The sequence below is a fragment of the Pantoea sp. SGAir0418 genome, from assembly GCF_043529865.1.
This window is the reverse complement of record NZ_CP027911.1, coordinates 3,434,394-3,448,117: the sequence shown is the minus strand read 5'-3', so window position 1 is coordinate 3,448,117 and position 13,724 is coordinate 3,434,394. Positions and strand designations below refer to the sequence as shown.

Sequence of the window (13,724 nt, the reverse complement as noted above, 5' to 3'; positions counted from 1 at the left end):
GCAAGGCAACGATTATCCGGCGCGGCTCCGCTTTTGGGGCACGCGTGCCGTTGCGGCGGCGGGCCTCTGGCACACTTTGTGCAGGAGAGAAGTCAGGTCCTCTGACAAGCGCCGGGTAAATCATGAAAGCACGCGACCAGATAGCATCAACCTTCTACGATGAGATGTTGCAGAGCGACGGTCAGCACCGCGCTCACTATCAGCATTACTGGGAATGGTTACAACAGGCGGACAAAGAGGCGGTGGCGCGTAAACGTGAAGAGGCAGAACTACTGTTTCATCGCGTTGGCATCACCTTCAACGTCTACGGTGACGATGGCGGTGCCGAGCGGCTGATCCCGTTCGACAGCGTGCCGCGCATCATTCCTGCCAGCGAGTGGGCGATGCTGGAACGCGGCATTCGCCAGCGCGTTCAGGCGCTCAACGCCTTCCTGCACGATATCTACCATCAGCAATATATTCTCAAAGCCGGCATCGTGCCGGCCGAGCAGGTGCTGGTTAACGATCAGTATCAGCCCTGTATGCAGGATGTCGATCTGCATCGCCAGATCTACGCGCACATTACCGGTGTTGATATGGTACGCAACAGCGATGGCGACTATTACGTGCTGGAGGATAATCTGCGCACGCCGTCCGGCGTCTCCTACATGCTGGAAAACCGCAAAATGATGATGCGCCTCTATCCGGAGCTGTTTGCCGCGCAGCATATCGCGCCGGTGGAGCGCTATCCGTCGCACCTGTTGCAGACGCTGCGCGAAAGCTCGCCGGTTAACGATCCGGTGGTGGTGGTGCTGACGCCGGGACGTTTCAACAGCGCCTACTTCGAACACAGTTTTCTCGCCCAGCAGATGGGCGTGGAGCTGGTGGAGAGCGCCGATCTATTCGTCAAAGACGGCGCGGTGCTGATGCGTACCACCGCCGGGCCGTGCAAAGTGGATGTGATCTATCGCCGCGTGGATGACGCCTTTCTCGATCCGCTCGCCTTCCGGCCGGATTCGATGCTCGGCGTGCCGGGATTACTGTCGGTATACCGATCCGGCAATGTGGTGCTGGCCAATGCGATCGGCACCGGCGTCGCCGATGACAAGTCGATCTATCCGTACGTGCCGGAGATGATCCGTTACTACCTTGATGAAGATCCGATCCTCAACAATGTGCCCACCTGGCAGTGCCGTAAGCCGCAGGATCTGAGCTACGTGCTGGCCAATCTGGCGCAGATGGTGGTGAAAGAGGTGCACGGTGCCGGCGGTTACGGCATGTTGATTGGCCCGGTCGCCAGCCAGCAGCAGCTGAGCGAGTTTCGCGATCGGCTGCTGGCGCGGCCGGATAATTACATCGCGCAGGATACGCTGTCGCTCTCCACCTGCCCGACCTTTATCGACAACGGTCTGGCGCCGCGCCATATCGATCTGCGGCCTTTTGCGCTGTACGGCGCGGATATCCGGCTGGTGCCGGGCGGCCTGACGCGCGTGGCGCTGACCGAAGGCTCGCTGGTGGTGAACTCGTCGCAGGGCGGCGGCACCAAGGACACCTGGGTGCTGGAGGATGACACATCATGCTAAGCCGGACGGCCAGTGGCCTTTACTGGATGGCGCGCTATCTGGAGCGCGCAGAACAACTTGCCCGGGTATTGGATGTGACCCATCGCCTGTCGCTGATGCCGGTGCGCAATCGCCAGGGCGACGAACTGCTGTTGCCGCTCAACCTGACCGGCACGCGTCAGCTGTTTGAAACCCTCAACGGGCGCTGCACCATGCCGCAGCTGTTTAACTTCTTCGCGCTGGATGAGCGCAACCCGAGCAGTATTTTCAGCTGCTGGCAGGCGGCGTGGAACAACGCGCACGCGGTGCGCGGCAGCCTGTCATCCGAAGTGTGGGAGAGCATTAACTCGACGTGGATTGAGATGCGCAACACGCGCCGCCGCGGCATCTCGCCGGCCGGTGCCGACAGCTTCTTTGACTGGGTGAAAGAGCGTTCGCATCTGTTTCGCGGCGCGATGTCCGGCACGCTGCTGCGCGGCGATGCGCTGCGCTTTATCCGTCTCGGCACACTGATGGAGCGCAGCGACGGTACCGCGCGGCTGCTGAGCGTTAACCAGCAGCTGCTGGAGCAGCATCCCGACACGGTACGGGAATATTACTGCCTCGACAGTCTGCTGCGCGCGGTATCGGCGCGTGAAGCCTACAACGCCATCTTTAAGCAGCAGCTGATGCCGCCGCTGGTCAACGAAATGCTGATCCTGCGCAGCGAGAGCCCACGCTCGCTGCACTCCTGTATTGAAGAGATCGTCCTCCAGCTCGAGCAGATCGGCAGCAGCGGCGAAGATCGCCCGCGCTATCTCAGTACCGTCCTGCTGGCGGAGATGCGCTTCAGCACCTGGGAAAGCCTGACGCGCGACGGCCTGCAGCCGTGGCTGGACCATTTTCTCAGCCGCATCAACGCGCTGGCGGAGAGCATCAATCACACCTATCTGGAGGCGAAATGAGACTGAACATTGAGCATAAAACCTGGTACGCCTATGAGCAGCAGGTAAAACTCAGCACCCAGTATCTGCGCCTGACGCCGCAGAATTCGGTGCACCAGCAGGTGCTGTCGTGGCAGCTCGATCTGCCGTGTGAGGCGACGCGCACGCTGGATGCTTACGGCAACGTGCTGCACGTGCTGACGCTGGACAGGCCGCATCAGCTGCTGGAGATTGCCGCGCGCGGCGTGGTCGAGATTCTGGATGCCAGCGAGCTGGCGCCGGATCCGCAGTCGACGCTGTCGCCGCTGGTGTTTTTGCGCGCTACGCCGCTGACCCAGCCGGACGCGGCGATCCGCGACTTCGCCCAGCGCTACTGGCAGGCGGAAAAACCGCTCGCCAGCCTGGAGAAGCTGATGGACGAGCTGCTGCTGAAGATGCCGTACCGGCCCGGCAGCACTGCGGTGAGCGACAGCGCGGCGAAAGTGTTTGCTGCCGGCAGCGGCGTTTGCCAGGATCACAGCCACGTGTTTCTCGCCTGCTGTCGCAGCCTGGGGATCCCGGCGCGCTACGTCAGTGGCTATCTGTATACTGACAACGTTGAACACGTTGCTACCCACGCCTGGGTTGAAGCCTGGCTGGATGGCAGTTGGCACAGCTTTGATATCACCAATAACACGCGCAGTACGCGGCAGCATTTGCGGCTGGCGGTGGGCGTCGACTATCTCGATGCCTGTCCGGTGCGCGGCATTCGTCTGGGCGGCGGCGGTGAAGATATGCTGGCGGTGGCTGCGGTGCAACAGGTGCACGGGCAGCAGTAATCGGAACAGGCGTAACTATGACTTATTGTGTGGCAATGCGTTTATCGGCCGGGATGATTTTTGTCTCGGATTCACGCACCAATGCGGGCGTGGATCATATCTCCTCGTTTCGCAAACTGCATGTGTTTCAGGTGGATGATGAGCGCACGCTGGTGCTGCAAAGCGCCGGCAATCTGGCGACGACGCAGAGCGTGATGAGCCTGCTGCGGCGCAACTGTAACGACAGCGAACAACCCAATCTGCTCAACGGGCGTTCGCTGTACGACATTGCGCTGCTGGTAGGCGCCACGCTGCGTGAAGTGATTGCGCGCGACGGCGAGGAGTTTGGCGGCACGCTGCTGCTGGGCGGGCAGATTCGCGGCGAAGAGCCGCGGCTGTTCCAGATCTATCCGCAGGGCAACTTTATTGAAGCCAGCGTCGACACGCCGTACTTCCAGATTGGTGAGAGCAAATACGGTAAGCCAATTATTGACCGCGTGCTGCGCTATGAGACCTCGCTCAGCCAGGCGATGCAGTGTGCGCTGATCTCCATGGATTCGACGCTGGCGAGTAACATCTCCGTCGGCCTGCCGCTCGACGCGATGGTTTACCACAGCGACAGCTTTAGCGACAGCGAGCAGTACCACATCACCGAACAGCATCCCTACTTTTCCCAGATCCGCCAGCTGTGGAGTAAAGGGTTGCTGAGCGTGTTCTCTCAGCTGCCGCCGCTCAAGCTCTGACCTGCTGCCCGGTCGTCACGCTGGCGGACCGGGCCGGGTTTGACTCACACCAGCTCATTGGCGCGCGCTGCCGTATTAATTCCGCTAATCCCTTTCAGGCCGAGCTTACGCAGAATTTTAATTTTATAAGTGCTGATGGTTTTACTGCTCAGCTGTAATTGTGAGGCGATCTCTTTATTACTCATCCCGGAGGCCAGTTTCACCAGCACAATCAATTCGCGGCGCGTTAAACTCATCAATTTCTCGCTTTCAATCAGTTCGGCGGCATCCGCTGCGCTGTGCGTAACAGGATAAAAACGTTTTCCGCGCTCGACTTCTTTTATTGCTGTCAATAAAGTTTCCAAATCGCCGCGTTTACACACATAGCCTTCTACCCCTAACTGCAGGCAACAGCGTTGATAAAACAGGCTTTCTGAGGCGGTAAAAACAATGATTTTTTGCTGCGGCAAAATACGTTTAATGTCGGCAATCAGCGGAATGCCCGCGCGGCCGGGCATGGTCAGGTCCAGCAGCACCACGTCTGGCTGCGCATGATGTAATTCGCTAATCAATAAATCGCCTTTGTTGGCAATGCCCGCAACCGAATAGTCATAAGCGTGCAGCAGTGCCTGAATACCCGCACAGATTAATGGGTGGTCATCAACTATAAATACCGAATGAATCATATGTGTAGTCCAAAAATAAACAAAAAAAAGAACGCAAGGAATAAACACCGATGAAAATTCATTAGCAGAGGTGTGACCAGATTAATTCACGGGTCTTAAGAATAAGATTTAAGTCCTGTCTGGAAAATTCTCATTTAAGGTAAATTTGACTTTTTTATGCGCCAGCACAAAGCGCGCTGATACTTTTTCCTGTCCGCATCTGCCGTGGTCATAAATCTGAAAACAAGCCGTTTTAACGTCAGGGGAATAAACCGCTGCGTATAAAAAAGGTGCACCATGTTTTCCGTTGATCAGCTTCTCAATACTTACTGGCCAGGCCAGCAGCCAGCGCACTGGCAGAAAAGCCTGCTGAAGTGGGCGGTGCGTGAACAAGAGTTTCAGGACTTTGCCCAGCGCTATCCGCATCTGAAAGGGGTGGATATGGTGGAGCAGGTGCTGGAACACCTGGATGTGCGCTGTGAGCTCAGCGAACGCGACCTTGAACAGATCCCGACGCACGGGCCGGTAGTGATCGTCGCCAACCATCCGCTTGGCGCGCTGGACGGCCTGGCGCTGCTGGCGGCAGTATCGCAGGTGCGGCGCGACGTGAAAATCGTTGCCAACCGCATGCTGATGATGCTGGAGCCCATCAATAACCTGATGCTGCCGGTGGATAACATGGGCAACCGCACCAGCCGCGAGCAGCTGACGCGCATGCAGCAGCATCTCGACAACCAGGGCGCGCTGATTATCTTCCCGGCCGGTGAAGTCTCGCGCCTGTCGAGCCGCGGCGTGCGCGATCGCCACTGGCACCACAGTTTTCTGCGCCTCGCTGCCCGCGCCCGCGCGCCGCTGGTTCCGGTGCACGTGGTGGGACGTAACAGCCTGGCGTTTTACGCCGCGGCGAAGGTGGCGGCACCGCTGGCGCTGCTGATGCTGGTGCGCGAAATGTTCCGCCAGCGCGGCACGCGCATCAAACTGCATATCGGCGAGCAGATTCCTTTCGCCAACTGGCACGATGGCCATACGCCGGGCAAAGAGCTGGCGAAGCGGCTGCGCAAGCATCTGTACCGCATCGGTCAGGGACGGCGCGGTCTGTTTCTTACTGAAGCCGCCATCGCCCGCCCGGAAGATCGCGCTGAGCTGAAAAAAGCGTTGCTGGAGAGTGAACGGCTCGGGACGCTGCCGGACGGCAAACAGATATACCTGTGGCGGCGCAACGGGGCCAGCTGGGTGCCGCTGCTGCGTGAACTGGGCCGGCTGCGCGAAATCGCCTTCCGTGCGGTGGGCGAGGGCAGCGGCAGGCGGCGCGATCTCGACAAGTATGACGATGATTACTATCACCTGATTTTATGGGATGACGAGGCGCTGGAGATTGTCGGGGCCTACCGTTTTATTCCCGGCGCCGAGCAGCTGGCACGGCGCGGGCTGCAGGGCATCTACAGCGACAGCCTGTTCCACTATGACGAGCGCATGCTGCCGATTATTCAGCAGGGGCTGGAACTGGGGCGCAGCTTCATTCAGCCTGCCTACTGGGGCAAGCGCGGGCTGGATTATTTATGGATGGGCATCGGCGCTTACATTGCGCGCTATCCGCAGACGCGCTACCTGTTCGGTCCGGTATCAATCTCCGGCACCATGCCGCTGGCGGCGCGCGATCTGCTGGTGGCATTTTACCGTCTCTACTTTCCGACCGACCTGCCGCTGGCGAAGTCGCGCCGCCCTTATCCGGCGTCGCTGCCGGAGGTGCTGGCGCAGTTCACCGGCGATAACTACGCCGACGATTTGCGGCGTCTCAAGCATTTGCTGGCTAATCTCGGTACCGCGATTCCGACGCTGTACAAACAGTATTCGGAAGTGTGCGAGCCGGGCGGCGTGCAGTTTATCGATTTCGGCAGCGATCCGGATTTCAATCACTGCATTGATGGTCTGGTGCTGGTCGATCTGTCTCGCGTGAAACCCGCGCGTTATGAGCGCTATATCGGCATGCACTTAACCTGAACGCGCCAGATGACGTCAGTTAATGCCACCTGACAGCACGCCGCCGGAGAATCTCCGTGTGGCGTGCTGTCAACTTTGCGCAATAAATCCACTATCCCACTGAACATTTTCTCGCCACTGCCGATAACCACACTACCAACTTTTGTCTGCGGATGATTTGCGCTTGTAAGCGATGCGCTTTTGCGTTTAAGTCTGCCTGAAGATTAAGAATTATCTTAACTGCGCATCGAGACCAGGCCAGCATAGGCGAACAACAATGAACAATAACTCTGACGTAATGTACCGGCTACTGGTGCAGAGCGTGGTGGATTACGCCATCTACATGATTAAGCCGGATGGCACGGTGGCTAACTGGAACACCGGGGCGCAACGCGCCAAAGGCTATACCCCCGAAGAGATCGTCGGGAAGAATTTTGCGCTGTTTTACAGTGAAGAGGATCGGCGCAACGGCGCGCCGCAGCGCGGTCTGGCCATCGCCACCGCCACCGGGCGCTATGAAACCGAAGGCTGGCGCTATCGCAAGGACGGCAGCGCCTTCTGGGCGCACGTGGTGATCGACGCCATCCGCGATGAGTACGGCGAACTGCTGGGCTTTGCCAAAATCACCCGCGACTGCACCGAACAGCAGGCGCAGCAGCGTAAACAACAGGAACAGGAGCAGCGTTTCCGTTTATTAGTTGAAGGCGTAACGGACTACGCCATCTACATGCTCGACCTCGACGGCAATGTCGAAAACTGGAACGCCGGCGCGCAGCGCGCCAAAGGCTACGTGGCCGAAGAGATTGTCGGCCAGCACTTCTCGCGCTTCTACAGCGCCCAGGATCGCCTGAACCATATCCCGGAACGCAACCTCACCACCGCGTTTAAAACCGGTCGCTTTGAAGATGAGGGCTGGCGCTATCGCAAAGACGGCAGCGCCTTCTGGGCGCACGTGATCATCGACGCGATTCGCGATGACGCCGGCAAACTGATCGGCTATGCCAAAATCACCCGCGACTGCACCGAACAGCAGGCGCTGCTGCGCAAGCAGCGTGAATACGAGAAAACCTTCCGCCTGTTAGTGGAAGGCGTGACGGATTACGCCATCTACATGCTGGATTTACAGGGCCGGGTGGTGAACTGGAACGTCGGCGCGCAGCGCGCCAAAGGCTACATGGCTGACGAGATCGTGGGCCAGCACTTCTCCGTGTTCTACGGCTCACCGGAACGTCAGGCGCGTACGCCGGATGCCAATCTGGGCATCGCGCTGAAAACCGGTCGCTTTGAGGACGAGGGCTGGCGCTACCGCAAAGACGGCTCCGCCTTCTGGGCGCATGTGGTGATTGACGCGATTCATGATGAAGAGGGCAAAATGATCGGCTTTGCCAAGATCACCCGCGACGTCACCGAGCGGCGTGAGCACGAGCAGCAGCTGCTGCGCGCGCGCGATCTGGCGCAGGCGCAGAGCGCCAAAATGTCGGAGCTTTCCGGCTTCCTCGACACCATCATCAGCAACATTCCCTCCTGCGTGATCGTCGAAGACGCCATCAGCCGCGAAATCCTGATGGTCAATGACAAAGCCGAGCAGCTGTTTGGCTTCAGTAAGTCGCTGATTATGCATAAGCGGCCACACGAATGTATGTCGGCGGAACTGAGTGATTACTTCAACAGCCTGGCGGATATCGCGCTGCGCAGCGAGGGCATCCACGCGCGCGAGCAGCTGTTACTGACCGCTGGCGGTGAGCGGGTGCTGCACACGCGCGCCACCACCATCAGCGGCAAAGACATGCGGCAGAATTACGTGATGCTGATTGTGGAAGACGTCACCGATCAGCGCGAAGCCGATGCGCGCATTCGTCACATGGCGCATCACGATAATCTTACCAGCCTGCCGAACCGCATCCTGTTTCGCCAGAAGCTGAGCGAGGCGCTGCGTGTCGATCAGCAGCAGGGCCAGACCAGCGCCACGCTGTGCCTCGATCTGGATAACTTCAAGAACGTGAACGATGCGCTGGGGCATCAAATCGGTGACGATCTGCTGCGGGTGGTGGCGAAGCGGCTGCGCAGCGTACTGCGCGATCAGGACACGCTGGCGCGCATCGGCGGCGATGAGTTTGCCATCGTGCTGCCCAACGTGCGGAATGCCGATGAGGCTGCGATTGTGGCGCAGCGCCTGATCGAGGCGATCCGCCCGCCGGTGAATGTTGAAGGCCACAACCTGTCGGTCGGGCTGAGCGTCGGCATCGCGCTGACTTCGCAGGCCACCAATACGCCGGAACACATGCTGCGCTGCGCCGACATGGCGCTGTATGAAGCCAAGCGTAACGGCCGTAACCGCTATGAGCACTTTACGCTGGAGATGGATAATGTGGCGCGCAGCCGCCGGGTGATCGAGAACGATCTGCGCGAGGCGATCACCGGACGGCAGCTCAAGCTCTACTATCAGCCGATCACCAACGAGACCGGCATCATTGGCTATGAGGCGCTGATGCGCTGGCATCATCCGATCAAAGGGTTGATCATGCCGAATGACTTCATTCCGATTGCCGAAGAGACCGGGCTGATCCATATGCTCGGCGCCTATGCGCTGTACGAAGCCTGCCGCGAGGCGCAGAGCTGGGAAACCGAACAGTCGGTGTCGGTCAACCTGTCGCCGCTGCAGTTTAAGAACAGCTCGCTGGTATCTGTGGTGGAGGGCGCGCTGCGCGAATCCGGCCTGGCGCCGCATCGGCTGGAGGTGGAGATCACCGAATCGGTGCTGCTGGATGATACGCTCGGCAATATCCGCACGCTGCAGAGCCTGAAAACGCTGGGCGTGCAGATTGCGCTCGACGACTTCGGCACCGGCTACTCGTCGCTCAGCTATCTGCGTTCGTTCCCGTTCGATAAGATCAAAATCGACAAGTCATTTATCAATGATATGGGCGACAGCCGCGAGGCGCTGGCGATCATCCGCGCGATTACCGGCATGAGCCGCAGCCTGGATATTCAGATCACCGCAGAGGGCGTGGAGAGTAATGAGCAGTTTGTCCGCCTGCGCGAAGAGGGCTGTACGCTGTTTCAGGGCTACCTGTTTGGCCGGCCACAGCCGTCGGAGCTCAGACTGAAGGCGCTGGAGTAAGCACAAAAAAAACGCCCGACAGGGTCGGGCGTTGTGCATGCTGCTGTGCATAATCTTTATTATTTTTACTGGCCGTGGCCTTCGACGTTCATGCGGCCCAGATCTTTGTCCACCAGGAACAGACCTTCGCCTTTGTTGCCCACCAGCGCCAGCTTGTCCAGCACGGTTTTGAACAGCTTCTCTTCTTCGTGCTGCTCGGCAACGTACCACTGCAGGAAGTTAAAGGTGGAGTAATCCTGCGAAGTCAGCGCGGCGTGCACCAGCTCGTTGATTTTGCTGGTGATCAGCTGCTCGTGCTTGAGCGCTTCTTCCAGTACGTCATTCAGCGAGGTCCAGCTCACCGCCGGCGCGGCGATGCTGCCCAGCACCGGCAGTGAACCGGCATCGCTGACGTAATCAAACAGCTTCTGCATATGCTGCATCTCTTCGCGCGAGTGCATTTTCAGGAAGGAGGCGGCACCTTCGAAGCCTTTGTCGCTGCACCAGGCACTCATCTGCAGATAGAGGTTGGCGGAGAAGAATTCGAGGTTAAGCTGGTCGTTCAGGCGTGAGGTCATTTCAGCGGTTAACATGGCTGAGTCCTTTTTAATTTGTCAGGTGAAGTACGGCGAATTATGCATCAATCTATACTTTTTTGTGAAGGTTTTTTCGTAAAAAAGTTGAATTTATCTTATTGATTATAAATGGAATTATTCCGCTAGTTGAATGCGAAGAATTCTCAACTTTGACTAATTTTCATTCACAGTCCGCAGCACTGTTTTAGTGCAGCTGCGTTGCCTGCTGGCGGTGCAGCGTACAACTGCACCGATCACTTCTTCGCCAGTCAACCCGCCGATAAAATAAGCACTGGCGCGACCAGCAATAAAGCTGGCACGGCGATATAAACGCTTATTCCGGCTGCTGCTTGTTACTGAACAAAATTAGCCATAGCGAAATTAAAGAAAGTGCGCGTTGGCATAAATCCTGCTTGGTAAATAGTTCCGTATATTGCAACCACGTCTGGCAGAAATAGGGCCAGCAGGAGAAAAGATGTCTGAAGAAAAAATCATGGCCGCGCCACAAACGGTCACGGCAAGCGCCGGAAATTATCTCGCGCTGATACTGGCAATACTGTTTTTTTCCGGTTTGCTTTATAAGGTCGAAGGCTTTAGCTGGCTGGGCGCGTTTGATTTCACCACGCTGGGCGGCAGCTTTGGCACCATCAAAGAATCAGGTTCCACCTTTCTCGGCGCCGGCGGCATCAGCGCTAAAGCCGGCTTCCTGTTCGCGCTGTCGCTGGCACCCACTGTGATGCTGGCGCTGGGCGTGCTGGAGATTTTCACCCACTACGGCGCGATTCGTGCCGCCCACACGCTGCTGACGCCACTGCTGAAACCGCTGATGGGGTTGCCGGGACGCTGCGGCCTGGCGCTGATTACCGATCTGCAAAGTACCGATGCCGGCGCGGCGCTCACCAAAGAGATGGCGGATCAGCAGCAAATTGGTAAAAAAGAGCTGGTGGTGATGAGCGCCTGGCAATATTCCGGTGCCGGACTGATCAATAATTATTTTGCCATTGGCTCGGCGCTATTTGCGTCCATGAGTGCACCAATCATTATTCCGCTGCTGCTGATGTTTGTGCTGAAATTCGTCGGTGCGGCATTTGTCCGTTTTGTGTTAAACAGTGTTTATAAGAAGGATTTTGCTGATGTCAAATAACGTACAGACGCGGGTCAATAATAATCCGTTTGATATTTTTATTGTCGGCGCGCGTAAAGGCTTCCATATTGCTATTCACAATCTGATGCCCAATGTGGTGATGGCCTACGTACTGGCGGAAGTGCTGAATCTGCTCGGCATCATGCAGTTTCTTGGCCACGCGTTTGCGCCGCTGATGGGGATTTTCGGTTTGCCCGGCGAGGCGATCACCGTGCTGCTGACCGCATGGCTGTCATCCTCGGCCAGCGTCGGGGTGGCGGTGAGCCTGATGGCGAAAGGCCTGCTGAGCGGTACCGACATCACCATCCTCGCGCCGGCGATTTTTCTTATGGGGTCACAGTTGCAGTACATGGGCCGCCTGCTGGGCGTTGCTGATGTGCCGAAAAAATACTGGCCGCTGCTGATGCTCACCAGCATTATCAATGCGGTTATCGCTATGTTCGTGATGCGTTTTTTTGTTTAGGAGCGAAACGGTGTCCAGAGTTCTCGATCACTACCATTTTCTGCATGAAATCCCCGAGCTGGGGTTTCAGGAAGTTAAAACCTCGGCCTACATCGCCGGCCAGCTGGAACAGGCTGGCATTAAGGTCACGCGCGGCATCAACCAGACCACCGGCATCGTGGCGGAGATCGACAGCGGCGTGCCGGGCCCGGTGCTGGCATTGCGCGCCGACATGGATGCGCTCGGGCACGTGATCGACGGCGTTGCCTGCGCCCGCCATACCTGCGGCCATGACGGCCACTCGTCGGTGGTGCTGACCGCCGCGCAGGAGCTGCTGCAGGAAGGCGCTATTAAAAAAGGGCGGCTGAAGCTGCTGTTCCAGCCGGCTGAAGAGCTGGGGGCCGGCGCGCTGGCGATGATTGAGGGCGGCGCGCTGGATGACGTGGAGATGATCCTCGGCTTCCATTTGCGCCCGCTGGAGGAGTGCCAGGTCGGGCAGGCGACGCCTGCGGTGATCTATTCAGCGTGCAGCACGCTGGAGGCCACCATTAAAGGTGTTCCGGCCCATGCCGCGCGACCGCATCTCGGCGTCAACGCGCTTGATGCGGCAGTCCAGGCGGTGCAGGCGGTGAACAGCATTCATCTGGCACCGGGCCTCACCTGGAGCGTAAAAGCGACGCGCTTCCTGTGCGACGCCGGCGTGACCAACTCGGTGCCGGACGAGGCGCGCGTGGTGTGGGATCTGCGTTCGCAGGAGAACGCGCCGATGGAACTGCTTAAAGAGAAAGTCAGCCAGGCGATTCAGCACAGCGTGGCCGCGCTGGGCGCAACCGCTGAAGTGGTGGTGCTGAAAGAGATGCCGGCGGCGGAAATTGATGCCGATGCCACCGCGCTGCTGAGCGCCGCGATTGTCGATGTGCTCGGCGAGCAGGGATTACTGGCGGCGAAAACCACGCCGGGCAGCGAGGATTTCTTCTACTATCCGGTGAAAAATCCGCAGGTGAAAGCCGGTTTCTGGGGGCTGGGAACCAATCTGGTGCCGGGACTGCACCATCCGCAGATGCGCTTTGAGCTGAGTTCGCTGGAGATCGGTGTGAAAATCTTCAAGGCGGCAGTGGTGCGCATGCTGGGATAACGCACCTCAGCGCGCGCCCGCGCCTACGGTCTGGTTCCACACCATCTCATCAAGCAAAATCGAGCTGTGCTGGCTGGTCTCAATCACCAGTGAGACCGGCTTCATGCCAGCGAAGCAGAACACTTCGTGGCGCTTTTTGCTGGCGTTCAGGCGACGAAACGCCACGATGCGTCCGGCACAGTTGTAGAAGCGCACTTCGCTAAAGTAGGTGTTGAGACCGATGTAGCTCAGCACCAAATCGTGCAGTGGCGGCAAATCAAACTTCACCAGCGTCTGCCGCTCAATCACCAGCGCGCACTTGTCACTGTCGGCGTGATACGGTGCTAACGACACCGCGCCCCGGCGGGCGGTGACCGACAGCGCGGCGTCCAGCATGTATGGATACTCCGGGACAAAATGCTGACCGGCAGAAAAACCGGGGCGCGGCGTGAGCAGATAATGCAGGTGCGCTGGCAGGCTGCTGCGGGAAAAATCAGCGCGACCGGTGGCAGGCACGACTGGGTTATCCGGCGCGTTGATCAGCAGCATCTCGCAGGGTTTGCGGTACATCTGCGCGGGCGACGACAGGGCGGCGTTTCGGTGCGACGGGCTGTAGGTTTGTGGGTTAAGCTGTAGAGTCATTTTGCTGTCCTTGCCGGGGTGACGGTTCCGGACAGGCATTCTCAGCCAGACATCGCTTAGTGTTTACAAGACATGTCCT

General features: G+C 58.4%; 12 protein-coding genes. 9 read left to right on the top strand and 3 right to left on the bottom strand.

What is annotated here, in order from left to right:
- The first annotated feature begins 122 nt into the window (after positions 1-122).
- The 4 genes from C1N84_RS16140 to C1N84_RS16125 are packed head-to-tail and all read left to right on the top strand — an operon-like array spanning position 123 to position 4,004.
- Positions 123-1,562, top strand: coding sequence for a circularly permuted type 2 ATP-grasp protein (locus C1N84_RS16140; protein ID WP_021507673.1), 1,440 nt, complete (start codon positions 123-125; stop codon positions 1,560-1,562).
- Entirely contained in the window at positions 1,556-2,485 is a 930-nt protein-coding gene (locus C1N84_RS16135) for an alpha-E domain-containing protein (protein WP_264441674.1), read from the top strand. The genes C1N84_RS16140 and C1N84_RS16135 overlap by 7 nt, the downstream gene beginning before the upstream one ends.
- Positions 2,482-3,282, top strand: a complete 801-nt coding sequence (locus tag C1N84_RS16130) for a transglutaminase family protein (RefSeq protein WP_264441673.1) — start codon at positions 2,482-2,484, stop codon at positions 3,280-3,282. The genes C1N84_RS16135 and C1N84_RS16130 overlap by 4 nt, the downstream gene beginning before the upstream one ends.
- 17 nt (positions 3,283-3,299) lie before the next feature.
- Positions 3,300-4,004, top strand: a complete 705-nt coding sequence (locus C1N84_RS16125; protein WP_031279727.1) for a proteasome-type protease — start codon at positions 3,300-3,302, stop codon at positions 4,002-4,004.
- Between the two features lie 44 nt (positions 4,005-4,048).
- Here C1N84_RS16125 and C1N84_RS16120 read toward each other — a convergent pair whose 3' ends face one another.
- A complete protein-coding gene (locus tag C1N84_RS16120; RefSeq protein WP_264441672.1) occupies positions 4,049-4,717 on the bottom strand; it encodes a response regulator transcription factor in 669 nt (222 codons plus the stop codon).
- Positions 4,718-4,945: 228 nt separating this feature from the next.
- On the opposite strand from C1N84_RS16120, the gene C1N84_RS16115 reads away from it, so the two are divergent.
- Together C1N84_RS16115 and C1N84_RS16110 are read left to right on the top strand one after the other, a co-directional pair.
- On the top strand, positions 4,946-6,649 hold the full coding sequence (locus C1N84_RS16115) for a lysophospholipid acyltransferase family protein (protein ID WP_021507668.1): 1,704 nt from the start codon (positions 4,946-4,948) through the stop codon (positions 6,647-6,649).
- A 256-nt stretch (positions 6,650-6,905) separates the two neighbouring features.
- Positions 6,906-9,749, top strand: a complete 2,844-nt coding sequence (locus C1N84_RS16110; protein WP_264240860.1) for a sensor domain-containing protein — start codon at positions 6,906-6,908, stop codon at positions 9,747-9,749.
- A 65-nt stretch (positions 9,750-9,814) separates the two neighbouring features.
- Here the strand turns inward: C1N84_RS16110 and ftnA are convergent, their stop codons facing one another.
- Positions 9,815-10,321 carry a non-heme ferritin gene (ftnA, locus tag C1N84_RS16105; RefSeq protein ID WP_058759556.1) on the bottom strand — a complete coding sequence of 169 codons (507 nt, stop codon included), beginning with the start codon at positions 10,319-10,321 and terminating at the stop codon, positions 9,815-9,817.
- Between the two features lie 457 nt (positions 10,322-10,778).
- Here ftnA and C1N84_RS16100 point away from each other — a divergent pair, with 457 nt between their 5' ends.
- Genes C1N84_RS16100 through C1N84_RS16090 form a run of 3 tightly spaced genes read left to right on the top strand, consistent with a single transcriptional unit; the run spans position 10,779 to position 13,024 of the window.
- Complete coding sequence (locus tag C1N84_RS16100; RefSeq protein WP_021507665.1) at positions 10,779-11,447, top strand: nucleoside recognition domain-containing protein; 669 nt, start codon at positions 10,779-10,781, stop codon at positions 11,445-11,447.
- The gene (locus C1N84_RS16095; protein ID WP_021507664.1) at positions 11,437-11,910 is read left to right on the top strand and encodes a YjiG family protein; all 474 of its coding nucleotides are present in this window, start codon (positions 11,437-11,439) and stop codon (positions 11,908-11,910) included. Before C1N84_RS16100 ends, C1N84_RS16095 begins: the two co-directional genes overlap by 11 nt.
- Positions 11,911-11,920: 10 nt before the next feature.
- A complete protein-coding gene (locus C1N84_RS16090) occupies positions 11,921-13,024 on the top strand; it encodes a M20 peptidase aminoacylase family protein (RefSeq protein WP_058759555.1) in 1,104 nt (367 codons plus the stop codon).
- A 6-nt stretch (positions 13,025-13,030) separates the two neighbouring features.
- Here C1N84_RS16090 and C1N84_RS16085 read toward each other — a convergent pair whose 3' ends face one another.
- On the bottom strand, positions 13,031-13,645 hold the full coding sequence (locus tag C1N84_RS16085) for a hypothetical protein (RefSeq protein ID WP_264441671.1): 615 nt from the start codon (positions 13,643-13,645) through the stop codon (positions 13,031-13,033).
- Positions 13,646-13,724: the final 79 nt, after the last annotated feature.

What these genes read in the sequence shown, in the direction of transcription:
- C1N84_RS16140 (WP_021507673.1), top strand. Translation starts at nt 123, where the DNA reads ATGAAAGCACGCGACCAGATAGCATCAACCTTCTACGATGAGATGTTG.
- C1N84_RS16135 (WP_264441674.1), top strand. Translation starts at nt 1,556, where the DNA reads ATGCTAAGCCGGACGGCCAGTGGCCTTTACTGGATGGCGCGCTATCTG.
- C1N84_RS16130 (WP_264441673.1), top strand. Translation starts at nt 2,482, where the DNA reads ATGAGACTGAACATTGAGCATAAAACCTGGTACGCCTATGAGCAGCAG.
- C1N84_RS16125 (WP_031279727.1), top strand. Translation starts at nt 3,300, where the DNA reads ATGACTTATTGTGTGGCAATGCGTTTATCGGCCGGGATGATTTTTGTC.
- C1N84_RS16115 (WP_021507668.1), top strand. Translation starts at nt 4,946, where the DNA reads ATGTTTTCCGTTGATCAGCTTCTCAATACTTACTGGCCAGGCCAGCAG.
- C1N84_RS16110 (WP_264240860.1), top strand. Translation starts at nt 6,906, where the DNA reads ATGAACAATAACTCTGACGTAATGTACCGGCTACTGGTGCAGAGCGTG.
- ftnA (WP_058759556.1), bottom strand. Translation starts at nt 10,321, where the DNA reads ATGTTAACCGCTGAAATGACCTCACGCCTGAACGACCAGCTTAACCTC.
- C1N84_RS16100 (WP_021507665.1), top strand. Translation starts at nt 10,779, where the DNA reads ATGTCTGAAGAAAAAATCATGGCCGCGCCACAAACGGTCACGGCAAGC.
- C1N84_RS16095 (WP_021507664.1), top strand. Translation starts at nt 11,437, where the DNA reads ATGTCAAATAACGTACAGACGCGGGTCAATAATAATCCGTTTGATATT.
- C1N84_RS16085 (WP_264441671.1), bottom strand. Translation starts at nt 13,645, where the DNA reads ATGACTCTACAGCTTAACCCACAAACCTACAGCCCGTCGCACCGAAAC.